9 protein-coding genes are annotated in these 12,295 nt (G+C 68.3%); 5 read left to right on the top strand and 4 right to left on the bottom strand.

Annotated features, from left to right (window positions below; all coding sequences use genetic code 11):
- Positions 1-12: 12 nt before the first annotated feature.
- From gyrB to dnaA, 4 genes are all read right to left on the bottom strand, one after another.
- Complete coding sequence (gene gyrB / locus I4U41_RS14775) at positions 13-2,478, bottom strand: DNA topoisomerase (ATP-hydrolyzing) subunit B (protein WP_206861936.1); 2,466 nt, start codon at positions 2,476-2,478, stop codon at positions 13-15.
- A gap of 133 nt (positions 2,479-2,611) precedes the next feature.
- A complete protein-coding gene (gene recF / locus I4U41_RS14780) occupies positions 2,612-3,709 on the bottom strand; it encodes a DNA replication/repair protein RecF (protein WP_206861937.1) in 1,098 nt (365 codons plus the stop codon).
- Between the two features lie 79 nt (positions 3,710-3,788).
- Complete coding sequence (gene dnaN, locus I4U41_RS14785) at positions 3,789-4,889, bottom strand: DNA polymerase III subunit beta (RefSeq protein ID WP_206861938.1); 1,101 nt, start codon at positions 4,887-4,889, stop codon at positions 3,789-3,791.
- A 301-nt stretch (positions 4,890-5,190) separates the two neighbouring features.
- Positions 5,191-6,525: a chromosomal replication initiator protein DnaA gene (gene dnaA / locus I4U41_RS14790; RefSeq protein WP_206861939.1), complete on the bottom strand. Its 1,335-nt coding sequence runs from the start codon at positions 6,523-6,525 to the stop codon at positions 5,191-5,193.
- Between the two features lie 425 nt (positions 6,526-6,950).
- Here dnaA and rpmH point away from each other — a divergent pair, with 425 nt between their 5' ends.
- The 5 genes from rpmH (at position 6,951) to ubiM (ending at position 12,247) form a co-directional block, all read left to right on the top strand.
- Entirely contained in the window at positions 6,951-7,091 is a 141-nt protein-coding gene (rpmH, locus tag I4U41_RS14795; RefSeq protein ID WP_036139660.1) for a 50S ribosomal protein L34, read from the top strand.
- Between the two features lie 58 nt (positions 7,092-7,149).
- Entirely contained in the window at positions 7,150-7,581 is a 432-nt protein-coding gene (gene rnpA / locus I4U41_RS14800; RefSeq protein WP_206861940.1) for a ribonuclease P protein component, read from the top strand.
- Between the two features lie 15 nt (positions 7,582-7,596).
- Positions 7,597-9,294 carry a membrane protein insertase YidC gene (gene yidC / locus I4U41_RS14805; RefSeq protein WP_206861941.1) on the top strand — a complete coding sequence of 566 codons (1,698 nt, stop codon included), beginning with the start codon at positions 7,597-7,599 and terminating at the stop codon, positions 9,292-9,294.
- A gap of 247 nt (positions 9,295-9,541) precedes the next feature.
- The gene (gene mnmE, locus I4U41_RS14810; protein WP_206861942.1) at positions 9,542-10,888 is read left to right on the top strand and encodes a tRNA uridine-5-carboxymethylaminomethyl(34) synthesis GTPase MnmE; all 1,347 of its coding nucleotides are present in this window, start codon (positions 9,542-9,544) and stop codon (positions 10,886-10,888) included.
- Positions 10,889-10,969: 81 nt separating this feature from the next.
- A complete protein-coding gene (gene ubiM / locus I4U41_RS14815; RefSeq protein WP_206861943.1) occupies positions 10,970-12,247 on the top strand; it encodes a 5-demethoxyubiquinol-8 5-hydroxylase UbiM in 1,278 nt (425 codons plus the stop codon).
- The last annotated feature ends 48 nt before the right edge of the window (positions 12,248-12,295 follow it).

A 12,295-nucleotide genomic window follows, 5' to 3' on the forward strand; every position in this document is an offset into this window, starting at 1 on the left:
CGCGCGATGGCCTCAGACGTCGAGGTTGGCGACCTTGAGCGCGTTGTCCTCGATGAACTCGCGGCGCGGTTCGACCACGTCGCCCATCAGGGTGCTGAAGATCTGGTCCGCCGCGACGGCGTCCTCGATCCGCACCTGCAGCAGGCGGCGGGTTTCCGGATTCACCGTGGTTTCCCACAGCTGCTCGGGGTTCATTTCGCCCAGGCCCTTGAAGCGCTGGATCTGGCGGCCCTTCTTGGCTTCGTCGAGCAGCCAGGCCTGCGCCTGCGCGAAGCTGGTGATCGGCTGGGCGCGGCTGCCGCGCACGATCTGCGCGCCTTCGCGGATCAGGCCGTGCAACTGCGCGGCGGCTTCGCGCACGGCGCGCAGTTCGCCGGCCTCGAAGATCGACAGCGGCAGCACCTGGGTGAGTTCCTCGCCCATGTGCACGCGCTTGACCAGCAGCGCGGGCTGCCCACCGCCTTCGTGCAGCTCGAGCTTGTAGCGCGGCTTGCCGAGCCCCCCGCGATTGAGGCGCGCCTCGAGCGCATCGAACTCGCGACGCAGCGCGGCGTGGTCGGCCAGCGCGCCGGCGTCCAGCGGGATCGAGTCGATCAGCGCCTCGATCACGCTCGGATCGTAGCGGTGGGCGTTGCGATCGATCGCTTCGCGCGCGCCGGCGTAGGCGAGCAGCAGTTTCTCGAGCGCCGCGCCTTCGATCGCCGGCTCGTTCGCGGCCGGCACCAGCGAGGCGCCTTCCACGGCGTTGTTGGCCAGGTACGCGTCGAGCGCCGCGTCGTCCTTGAGGTACAGCTCGTTCTTGCCCTGCTTGATCTTGTACAGCGGCGGCAGGCCGATGTAGACGTGGCCGCGCTCGATCAGCTCCGGCATCTGCCGGTAGAAGAACGTCAGCAGCAGCGTGCGGATGTGGCTACCGTCGACGTCCGCGTCGGTCATCAGGATGATGCGGTGGTAGCGCAGCTTGTCCGGGTTGTACTCGTCCTTGCCGATGCCGGTGCCCAACGCCGTGATCAGCGTGCCGACTTCAGCGCTGCCGAGCATGCGGTCGAAACGCGCGCGCTCGACGTTGAGGATCTTGCCCTTGAGCGGAAGGATCGCCTGCGTCTTGCGGTTGCGCCCCTGCTTGGCCGAGCCGCCTGCGGAGTCACCCTCCACGATGAACAGCTCCGACAGCGCCGGGTCCTTTTCCTGGCAGTCGGCGAGTTTGCCGGGCAGGCCGGCGATGTCGAGCGCGCCCTTGCGGCGGGTGAGGTCGCGCGCCTTGCGCGCGGCTTCGCGCGCTCGCGCGGCATCGACGACCTTCTCGCAGATCGCGCGGGCTTCCTGCGGGTGCTCCTGCAGGAATTCTTCCAGGCGCGCACCGAAGGTGCTTTCCACCACCGGCTTCACGTCGGAGCTGACCAGCTTTTCCTTGGTCTGCGAGGAGAAGCTCGGGTCGGGCACCTTCACCGACAGCACGGCGATCATGCCTTCGCGCATGTCGTCGCCCGAGAGGCTGATCTTGGCCTGCCTGGCGATGCCGTTCTGTTCGATGTAGTTGGACAGCGTGCGCGTCAGCGCGGCACGGAAGCCGGCAAGGTGCGTACCGCCGTCCTTCTGCGGGATGTTGTTGGTGAAGCAGAACATCGTTTCCTGGTAGGCGTCGGTCCACTGCAGGGCGACGTCCACGGTGATGCCGTTCTGCTCGCCGGACACGGCGATGACGTTCGGGTGCAGCGGGTTCTTCAGCTGCGCCAGGTGCTCGACGAACGAGCGGATGCCGCCGGCGTACTGGAAGACGTCGCGCTTGCCTTCGCCGCGCTCGTCAACCAGCGTGATCTTCACGCCCGAATTGAGGAACGACAGCTCGCGCAGGCGGCGGGCCAGGATGTCGTAGTGGAACTCGACGTCGGTGAAGATCGCCGCCGAGGGCTTGAAGCGCAGGCGCGTGCCGCGCTTTTCCGACGCTTCCAGCTGCTTGAGCGGGAACACCGGCTCGCCCAGCGCGTATTCCTGGTGGTGGTGGAAGCCGTCGCGCCACACGTCCAGCCACAGGTGCTCGGACAGCGCGTTGACCACCGAGACGCCCACGCCATGCAGGCCACCGGACACCTTGTAGCTGTTGTCGTCGAACTTGCCGCCCGCGTGCAGCACGGTGAGGATCACCTCGGCCGCGGAGACGCCTTCCTCCTTGTGGATGTCGACCGGCATGCCGCGGCCGTTGTCCAGCACGGAGACCGAGCCGTCCTCGTGGATCGTCACCACGATGTCGTCGGCGTGGCCGGCGAGGGCCTCGTCGACCGAGTTGTCGACGACCTCGAAGACCATGTGGTGCAGGCCGGTGCCGTCGTGCACGTCGCCGATGTACATGCCCGGACGCTTGCGCACGGCTTCCAGACCACGCAGCACGGTGATCTTGCTGGAGTCGTAGGTCTGGGGAACGGCAGGGGTCGAAGCGGCGGACGGATCTTGCGAGGGATCGTGCTCGATGTGGGTCATTCGGCGACAGGCTCCGTCGACGCGGGTCGCGGCGGGGCCGGGCGCGTCGAGACACATTAGCTATACAAACCGGGAGTATAACAGCCGGAATTCGGACGCTGGACAGCGGCCTTTCCAGTCGGCAACGCGCGGCTCAGCGGGGTGCGACGGCGCCATGTTCCACGTGGAACCGTTGGACGGAGAAATCCGTCGGAAGCCCGGGCGGCGCCTCGGTCCCCGTGATGAACACCTGCGCACCGCTGGCCTCCAGGCGCGCCAGCACCCTTCCTTGATGGTGGCGATCGAGTTCGGATGCAAGGTCGTCCAGCGCCACGACGGGCCACTCGCCCTGGATTTCGTCGTGGTGCTCAGCCTGAGCGAGCAGGGCGGCGAGGGCGGTGAGCTTCGACTGGCCGCGGGACAAGGCTTCGCGTCCCGGCAGGTTGCCGAAGAGGACGCGCCAGTCCGCGCGATGCGGCCCAACCGAGGTGTACCCGGCGGCCACGTCGCGGTCGCGAGCCAGCAGGAGCGCGTCCGATAGGGAAAGCTCCTCCCGACGCCACCCGGGTGCGTATTCCAGGCGGCTTCGGCCGAGTGCGGGCGCCAGCTCGACCAACAGGGGCTCGAAGCGCGCCTGGAGCAGATCCAGATAACGTTCGCGGAAGCGGCTGAGCGGTTCACCCGCCTCGGCGAGCTCCCGATCCCAGGCATCCAGCTGCGCGTCGCGGGCCCGTGCCTTGAGCAGGGCGTTCCGTTGCTTCAGCGCCCGGTTGTAGCGGCGCCATACCGGCAGGAAGTCATGTTCCACGTGAAACAGCCCCCAATCGAGATACCGGCGGCGGGAATCACCGCCGCCGGTGATCAGGGCGTGGCTGCCCGGCTCGAACGTCACCACGGCCAGTGCCGCACATAGATCGCCCAGCTGGGCGACATTCGATCCGTCCAGCCTGCCAGTCCACTCCTGCCCTGTGTGGCGAAGACCGGCTTTGCGCGTCCGCTCGACCTCGCTGCCGCGACCGGCCTTCTCCTGCCACTCGACGAAAACCTCGAGCCCGCTGTCACCCGCCCGCACCAGCCCATCGCGCACCCGTCCGCGGAAGCTGCGGCCGTATGCCATCAGATGCAGGGCTTCGAGCACGGTTGTCTTGCCCGCGCCGTTGTCGCCGGTGATGAGGTTCAGGCCGGGGGCGGGATCGAGCCGGAGTTCCTGGAAGCGGCGCAGGTGGCGCAGCTCGAGTCGGGTGACGTGCATCGCGGCAAGTTTAGCGGAGGGGCCAAAACAAAACGCCCGGCGCAAGGCCGGGCGTCGATGTTCCACGTGAAACCGAACGTCAGAGACGCAGCGGCATCACCACGTGGCGGCAGTGATCGTTCGCCGCTTCCCGCACCAATGCGGAGGAGTTCGCATCGCGCAGCATGATCACCACGTGCTCGTCCTTCAGCGCGGTCAGCGCGTCCAGCAGGTAGTTCACGTTGAAGCCGACCGCGAGATCGTCCACGCGGGTGTCGGCCTCGACCTCCTCCTGCGCCTCTTCCTGCTCCGGGTTGTGCGCGCTGATCTTGAGCTGGCCCGGCGAAACCTCCAGGCGGACCCCACGGTACTTCTCGTTCGACAGGATCGCCGCGCGCTGCAGAGAGGCACGCAGCACTTCGCGGTCGATGCGCACCTCGCGGTCGGCGCCGATCGGGATCACCGCTTCGTAATCCGGGAAGCGTCCATCGATCAGCTTGCTGGTAAAGGTCACATCGTCGCGCTTCACCCGCAGGTGGCCACGGCCCATTTCCAGCTCCAGTTCACGCTCGCCGCCTTCCAGCAGGCGCTGCAGCTCCTGCACGCCCTTGCGTGGGACGATCAGCTGGCGCTTGGTCTGTGCACCGTTCTCCAGCGGCGATTCGCACAGCGCCAGCCGGTGGCCGTCGGTGGCCACGCAGCGCAGGCTGGCTTCGCGCAGGTCGAACAGCAAACCGTTGAGGTAGTAGCGGACGTCCTGCTGCGCCATCGCGAAGGCAGTGCGCTCGATCAGCTCCTTCAGCGAAGCCTCCGGTACGCGGACGCGCTCGTTGGCTTCGACCTCGTCGATCGACGGGAAGTCGTTCGCCGGCAGGCTCGACAGGGTGAAGCGCGAACGCCCCGCCTGCACGGTGATCTTCTCCGCCGACTGCGAGACGGTGACCTTGCTGCCATCGGGCAGGGCACGAACGATCTCGAACAGCTTGCGCGCCGGGATCGTGGTTTCGCCGTCCTGCGCTTCATCCACCAGAACGCGCGAGACCATTTCCACTTCCAGGTCGGTGCCGGTCAGCGAGAGCTGTCCGTCCTTCACCTGCACCAGCAGATTGGCCAGGACCGGAAGGGTCTGGCGGCGCTCGACGACGTTGACGACTTGAGCGAGCGGCTTGAGAAAGACTTCGCGTTGAAGGGAAAAACGCATGCGGACCCCGTCCCCGTGCCATTACTAAGGATGTGGAATAAATCAAAAGCATGGTGGTGATGGTGTCGCCGAAAACCCGGGAAAACCATCTCAAGCCTTTGATTCTCAATATTTTTCTTGCTTGTGAAACTTCGGTAGAACCGGTCGGGCAACCGGCGGACAAACTGTGGACAACTCTAGCGCACCGCGCCGGTGGCGAAACTGTCCACAACTTGTGCCCGCACCATACACGGCTTGCCCCGCGCGGACGGGGATAAGTATGTATCGGCGGCCGTCGCTTTGCGCTGCGACCGCCTCCGCGTTACTCGCTGAGCTTGCGGATCAGCTTGTCCCAGTCTTCGCGCAGCTTGCCGTCGGTCTCCATCAGCGTGCGGATCTGGCGGCACGCGTGCAGCACCGTGGTGTGATCGCGGCCGGCGAACGCGTCGCCGATCTCCGGCAGGCTGTGTTCGGTCAGTTCCTTGGCCAGCGCCATCGCCATCTGGCGCGGGCGCGCCAGCGAGCGCGTGCGGCGCTTGGACAGCAGGTCCTTCATCTGCAGCCCGTAGTAGTCGGCCACGGTCTTCTGGATGTTCGGGATGCCGATCGCCTGCTGCTGTGCGCGCAACAGGTCGCGCAGGGTTTCCTGCGCGAACTCCACGGTAATCGCGCGGCCGGTGAAGTTGGCACGCGCGGCGAGCGTGTTGAGCGCGCCCTCCAGGTCGCGCACGTTGCTGCGCATCTTCTTGGCGAGCAGGAACGCGACTTCCTCGGGAATGTGCGCGCCGCGCTCGCGCGCCTTGCTCAGCACGATCTGCGCGCGCGTCTCGAAGTCCGGCGGCTCGATCGCCACGCTCAGGCCCCAGGCCAGGCGCGATTTAAGGCGCGGCTCCAGGCCTTCGACCTCGCGCGGGTAGCGGTCGCAGGTCAGGATGATCTGCTGCTTGCCGTCGAACAGCGCATTGAAGGTGTGGAAGAACTCCTCCTGCGTGCGGTCCTTGCCGGCGAAGAACTGGATGTCGTCGATCAGCAGCGCGTCGACCTGCTGGAACTGACGCTTGAACGCGTCCATGGTCTTGTCCTGCAGCGACTTCATCATCGCGCTGAAGAACTGCTCGCTGCGCAGGTAGAGCACGCGCATGTTCGGATTCGCCGCGCGCATCGCGTTGCCGGCGGCGAACATCAGGTGCGTCTTGCCCAGGCCCGTGCCGCCGTACAGCAGCAGCGGGTTGTGCGCGCGATCGCCCGGCTTGAGCGACGCCTGCCACGCGGCGGCGCGGCCGAGCTGGTTGCTGCGGCCTTCGACGAAGTTCTCGAAGGTGTAGTGGTTGTCCAGGTGGCCGTTGAAGGGCTCGGACGCCACGCTGCGCGGTTGCGGCACGGGCGCGGGGACCAGCGCCTCCGGCACCGGCGACGCGACGCGGGGCAGGGAGCCGATCTCCAGGCTCACCTCGCCGCTGCCGGAGAAATGCGCCAGCAGCTCGCGGATGCGCGGCAGGTACCGCTCGCGCACGTGTTCGACCACGAACGCGTTGGGCGCGTACAGCACCGTCGTGTCGTCGCGCCGGGTCGCCTGCAGGGGCTTGAGCCAGGTGTGGATATCCTCGGCCGGAAGTTCGGCTTCGAGGCGTTCGAGGCAGCGGGGCCAGGCATCCATCGGTTCGGAAGTCTTCGTCTCTTGTGCGACCAGCACCGCGGACAGGGAAAACCGCGGCGAAAAGCGTCCCGCCGCGCGATGCGCGGATCGCGGCGAACGGGGCGGGGAGTGGGGGCAGACTATCACCGCGACCGGGCGCGGAACAGGACTTGTCCACAGGTGGATTAACAGGTAGTCCACAGGCTTGCCGGCTTTGCCGGCTGCGCCCCCAAAGTTCGCGCTGCGAACTTTGGGCCCCGTGTCCGTACTATCCACACCCCGCTTCGCGCAGGCGCGAAGCGCCCCCCAACTTAGGGGCTGATGTCGCTTCGTTTTCCGTGAGCCACTGGGTTCGCAGCGAGCGCACGTAGAGCACGGTTGACCAGGGACTCCTCGGGCCGCTAGAATCCGCGGTCCATTTCGCCGTTTACGCATAGAGCCGAGCCATGGCCACCAAGCGCACCTACCAGCCCAGCAACCTCAAGCGCAAGCGCGACCACGGTTTCCGTGCCCGCATGGCGACCGCCGACGGCCGCAAGGTCCTCGCCCGTCGTCGTGCCAAGGGCCGCAAGCGTCTTTGCGCCTAAGCGTCGCCGCTGCCGCGCCTTGCGGCAGCCGCACACCGGCCCACGCCGGTAGCTTCAGATGACGTCGGCCCGCTTCCCGCGCAGCGCGCGGGTTCGCGCGAAGCCCGATTTCGACCGCATCTTCCAGCACGGGCGACGCACCGCGTCGCCCGTGCTGGCTTTGCATTGGCTACCCGGCGACACGCCCGCGCGACTCGGCTTGGCCGTGTCGCGCAAGGTCGATCCCAACGCCGTCGGTCGCAACCGCATCAAGCGCGTCCTCCGCGATACCTTCCGTCGCCTGCGCGGGCAGCTCCCCGCGGGCGATTTCGTCGTGGTCGCGCGCCCGCCGGCGCGACAGGCCACCGGGCCGGAACTCGTCGCCGCCTTCCGCGGTCTGCTCCAGCGCAGCGGCGCCCTGGCGCCCGCCGCGTTGCCCCTGCCAGCCGCGCCCGGCACAATGCCGGCCGCTTCCCCTTCCGCCCCTGCGCCGCATGTCGATCGCGGCTGAGCCTGCCTGTCGCCCATGAACCAGACCCGTGTCTTCCTGATCTTCGCCTGGCTGATGGTGGCGACCCTGCTGTGGATGGAGTGGGGCAAGGAGAAGGCCGCGCCGCCGGTCCAGGCCCAGACCGCCACGGCCGCGGCCGCTGCCGGCAGCATCCCCGGCCCAGCGGCAACGCCGGGCGCCGTGCCGACCGCTCCGAGCATCGCCGCCGCGACGCCGGCGGCATCCGCGACGCCCGCCGCCGCGCAGGCCGTCACCGTCACCACCGACGTGCTGAAGCTGGTCCTCGACGGCGGCGAGATGCGCCAGGCCGACCTGCTCCACTACCCGAGCACCGCCGATGACGACAGCGCGCCGGTCCGCCTGTTCGCCACCGATCCGGCCAACTACTTCGTCGCCCAGAGCGGCTGGGTGAGCCAGGGCGGCCAGGCGCCCACGCACCAGGCCGGCTTCGTGCCCGAAGGCGGCAAGACCGCTTTCACGCTGGCCGATGGCGCGAACTCCATCGAGGTTCCGTTCGTCTGGACCGGCAGCGACGGCGTGACCATCCGCCGCACCTACACCTTCACCCGCAGCAACTACGTCGTGCAGGTGCGCGATGAGGTGATCAACGCCGGCACGCAGCCGTGGCAGGGCTTCGTCTACCGCCAGCTCAGCCGCGTCCCGCGCGCGCTGGTGAAGAAGGGGCCGATGAGCGCCGAGCAGTACAGCTTCCAGGGCGCCGCGTGGTACTCCAGCGCCGACAAGTACGAGAAGCGCAAGTACGACGACTTCGTCGACGACGGCCCGCTCGACAAGCAGGTCACCGGCGGCTGGATCGGCATGCTCCAGCACCATTTCTTCGCCGCCTGGATCCCGGGCGACAAGGACACCAGCACCTTCTCGCTCGCCACGCCCAGCGGCACCGGCGGCACGCAGTACCTGATCCGCGAAGTCGGCCCGGGCGTCACCGTCGCGCCGGGCGCGAAGGCCGAAACCACCGCGCGCCTGTGGGTCGGCCCGAAGCTGGTCAAGGCGATCGAAGCGCAGAACGTCCCGGGCCTGGACCGCGCGGTCGACTTCAGCAGCTTCAGCATCATGGCCACCATCGCCGGCTGGCTGTTCTGGGTGCTTGAGTGGATCTACGGTCTGGTCGGCAACTGGGGCTGGTCGATCGTCGGCCTGGTGTTCCTGATCAAGCTCGCGATGTACCCGCTGTCGGCCGCGCAGTACAAGTCGATGGCGAAGATGCGCAAGTTCCAGCCGCGCATGGCGCAGCTGAAGGAACGTTACGGCGACGATCGCCAGAAGCTCCAGATGGCGATGATGGAGCTGTACAAGAAGGAGAAGATCAACCCGGTCGGCGGCTGCCTGCCAATCCTGCTGCAGATGCCGATCTTCCTGGCGCTGTACTGGATGCTCTCCGAGTCGGTCGAACTGCGCCACGCGCCCTGGATCGGCTGGATCACCGACCTGACCTCGCGCGATCCGTTCTTCGTGCTGCCCATCATCAACGTCGCGATCATGTGGTTCACGCAGAAGTTGAACCCGACCACCGGCATGGATCCGATGCAGGCCAAGATGATGCAGTTCATGCCGCTGGTGTTCGGCGTCATGTTCGCCTTCTTCCCGGCCGGCCTGGTGCTGTACTGGGTCACCAACGGTGCGCTGGGCCTGCTCCAGCAGTGGTGGATGGTGAAGAAGTACAGCGAGGAACCGGCGAAGGCGACGACCTGACGGTCCGCCCTGGACGCCACGAAGCCCGCCACCCGGCGGGCTTTGTTTTTTCCGGCGCCGCGAATCCGCGCTAACTTTGGAGGGCGCGTTTGCGCGATGGAAGAGGCGTTACCCCGAAACGGAGTAACGCCTTGAAGCCATCCGCGAAGACGTGCCCGATCCCCCGCCTTGCGTCATCGGATGGAACTCGACGACGACGCGGAGCGGAAGCTGGCGCGAGATCACTTCAAGAACAACCCCGGCCCGAATGAGCACTGAGCCCGACCGCGACACCATCGCCGCCATCGCCACCGCACCCGGTGCGGGGGGCGTCGGCATCGTGCGGCTTTCGGGGCCGCGCTCGCGTGCGATCGCCGAAACCCTGAGCGACCGCGCGCTCGTTCCACGCCAGGCGCATTACGTGCGCTTCCGCGATGGCGAAGGGGAGACGATCGACGACGGCATCGCGTTGTACTTCGCCGCGCCCGCCAGCTACACCGGCGAGGACGTGGTCGAACTGCAGGCGCACGGCAGTCCCGCCGTGCTGCACGAACTGATCGCGCGTTGCGTCGCGCTCGGCGCACGTCGCGCGCGTCCGGGCGAGTTCAGCGAGCGCGCGTTCCTCGAAGGCCGCCTCGACCTCGCCCAGGCCGAAGCCGTAGCCGACCTCATCGCGGCGGCCGACGTGCGCGCCGCACGCGCGGCCCGTCGTGCACTGGACGGCGAGTTCTCGCGTCGCGTCGAGGCGATCGGCGACGAACTGCTCGCGATTCGCGTCCACGTCGAAGCCGCGATCGACTTCGCCGACGAACCCATCGACACGCTCGGTGGCGCGCAGCTGCGCATGCGCCTGGACGACACCGCGCTCGCGCTCGACGAACTGCTGAAGGCCGCCGAGCGTGGCCGCCGCCTGCGCGATGGCCTGCATGCGGTGATCGTCGGCCCGCCCAACGCCGGCAAGAGTTCGCTGCTCAACGTGCTGGCCGGCAGCGAGCGCGCCATCGTTACCGACATTGCCGGCACCACGCGCGACCTGCTGCACGAAACCATCCGCATCGACGGCGTCGAACTCACGCTGGTCGACACCGCCGGCCTGCGCGAAGGCGGCGATGCCATCGAACGCGAGGGCATGCGCCGCGCACGCGGCGAACTGCAACGCGCGGATCTCGCGCTGGTGGTGCTGGATGCGCGCGATCCCGAAGAGGGGCGCGCGTCGGTAGGCGATGCGATCGCCGGCGTGCCGCTGCGCGTGTGGGTGCACAACAAGGCCGACCTGCTCGATGCCGCCGCATCGAACACGGCCGACGCGCTGTACGTTTCCGCGCGCACCGGCGCCGGCATCGACATGTTGCACGCACGGCTCCGCGAACTCGCGCAGGGCAATGCCGATGCCGCCGGCGAAGGCGCGTTCACCGCGCGCGCGCGCCATGTCGATGCGCTGGCGATCGCGCGCGAACACCTCGCGCAGGCCCGCGTCGAACTCGATCGCGAGGCGCTCGACCTGGCCGCCGAATCGCTTCGCCTCGCGCACGACGCGCTGGGCGAGATCACCGGCCGCGTCCACGCCGACGACCTGCTGGGCCACATCTTCTCGAGCTTCTGCATCGGCAAGTAGCCCACCGCACCTTTGACGCGGATCAAGGCGCACGCGTCACATGCGCGGGACAGTGCGCGCACCACCGCACGCGAGCGCCCCATGCAGACCATCGAAACCGACGTGATCGTGATCGGCGCCGGCCCTGCCGGCCTGTGCCTGGCGCGCGCGCTGCAGCGCAGCGGTTTGCGCGTGACGGTGCTTGAACGCGAGGCCGAGGCGGGCCTGCGCGCGCCGGCGTTCGATGGACGCGAGATCGCGCTGACCCAGCGCTCCGTGCGGCTGCTGCGCGAACTGGACATGTGGCGGAGGCTACCGCCCGACGAGTGCCATCCACTGTGCGAAGCGCGCGTGTTCGACACCGACGTGCGCGACCCGATGCGGGTCGGCGGCAGCGACGAACCGCTGGGCTGGCTCGTGCCGAACCACGCGATCCGCGCCGCGGCGTTCGAAGCGGCGGCGGCCTCTGGCGACGTCGAGCTCCATGCCGGCGTGCGCATCGCGAGCGTGGACACCGACGCGATCCGCGCACGGGTCGGGCTCGAAGACGGCCGCGTCTTCACCGCGAACCTCATCGTCGCCGCCGACGGCCGCTTCTCGGAAATGCGCCGCGCGCTCGGCATCGCGACGCGCATGCACGATTTCGGCCGCGCCATGCTGGTCTGTCGCGTCACGCACGAACGCCCGCACGAGGACACCGCATGGGAATGGTTCGACCATGGCCAGACGCTGGCGCGACTGCCGCTCGGCCGCGCGACGCCGGCGGGGCATCGTTCCTCGATCGTGCTGACCTTGCCGTCGACGCGGATGCGCGCGGTGCAGGCGATGGACGATGCGGCCTTCGCGGACGACATCGCGGGCCGGTTCGACGGCCGGCTCGGCGCGGTGTCCGATCCTGGCGAACGACACGTCTATCCGCTGGTCGGCACGTGGGCGACGCGTTTCGTCGGCACGCGCGCGGCGCTGCTGGGCGATGCGGCGGTGGGCATGCATCCGGTGACGGCGCACGGGTTCAATCTCGGACTGCTCGGCGTGGAGCGACTCGCGAGGGAGCTGCGCGAGGCCGCGCAGGGCGGTGCGGATCCGGGCGAACCGGTGCGGCTGGCCCGCTACGAGCGCGGGCATCGCATCGCCACGGCGCCGTTGTACCTGGCCACGCGCGGGGTGGTCGGACTGTTCACCGATGACCGGCGGCCGGCCCGAGCGGTGCGCGCCGCTTTGTTGCGCACGAGCGCGCATTTCCCGCCGTTCCGGCGCCTCCTTGCCGCATCCTTGGCCGACCGGCCGGGTAAGAACGGGCTTGCGGACCGTCAGACGACGGCCCGCCACGGTTTTGCTGAACAGGGCGATGGGCGGCCACGGGGCGCCGACCGGTGGTAGGCTCGACGGGTCGTTCGCTTGACAAACGGGGCCCGCTCACGCGATCTA

This window comes from Lysobacter changpingensis (assembly GCF_017308985.1).
In the GTDB taxonomy this organism is placed as follows: Bacteria; Pseudomonadota; Gammaproteobacteria; order Xanthomonadales; family Xanthomonadaceae; genus Lysobacter_J; species Lysobacter_J changpingensis.

Coding starts and splice junctions, on each gene's coding strand:
- gyrB (WP_206861936.1), bottom strand. CDS start 2,478: ATGACCCACATCGAGCACGATCCCTCGCAAGATCCGTCCGCCGCTTCG.
- recF (WP_206861937.1), bottom strand. CDS start 3,709: ATGCACGTCACCCGACTCGAGCTGCGCCACCTGCGCCGCTTCCAGGAA.
- dnaN (WP_206861938.1), bottom strand. CDS start 4,889: ATGCGTTTTTCCCTTCAACGCGAAGTCTTTCTCAAGCCGCTCGCTCAA.
- dnaA (WP_206861939.1), bottom strand. CDS start 6,525: ATGGATGCCTGGCCCCGCTGCCTCGAACGCCTCGAAGCCGAACTTCCG.
- rpmH (WP_036139660.1), top strand. CDS start 6,951: ATGGCCACCAAGCGCACCTACCAGCCCAGCAACCTCAAGCGCAAGCGC.
- rnpA (WP_206861940.1), top strand. CDS start 7,150: ATGACGTCGGCCCGCTTCCCGCGCAGCGCGCGGGTTCGCGCGAAGCCC.
- yidC (WP_206861941.1), top strand. CDS start 7,597: ATGAACCAGACCCGTGTCTTCCTGATCTTCGCCTGGCTGATGGTGGCG.
- mnmE (WP_206861942.1), top strand. CDS start 9,542: ATGAGCACTGAGCCCGACCGCGACACCATCGCCGCCATCGCCACCGCA.
- ubiM (WP_206861943.1), top strand. CDS start 10,970: ATGCAGACCATCGAAACCGACGTGATCGTGATCGGCGCCGGCCCTGCC.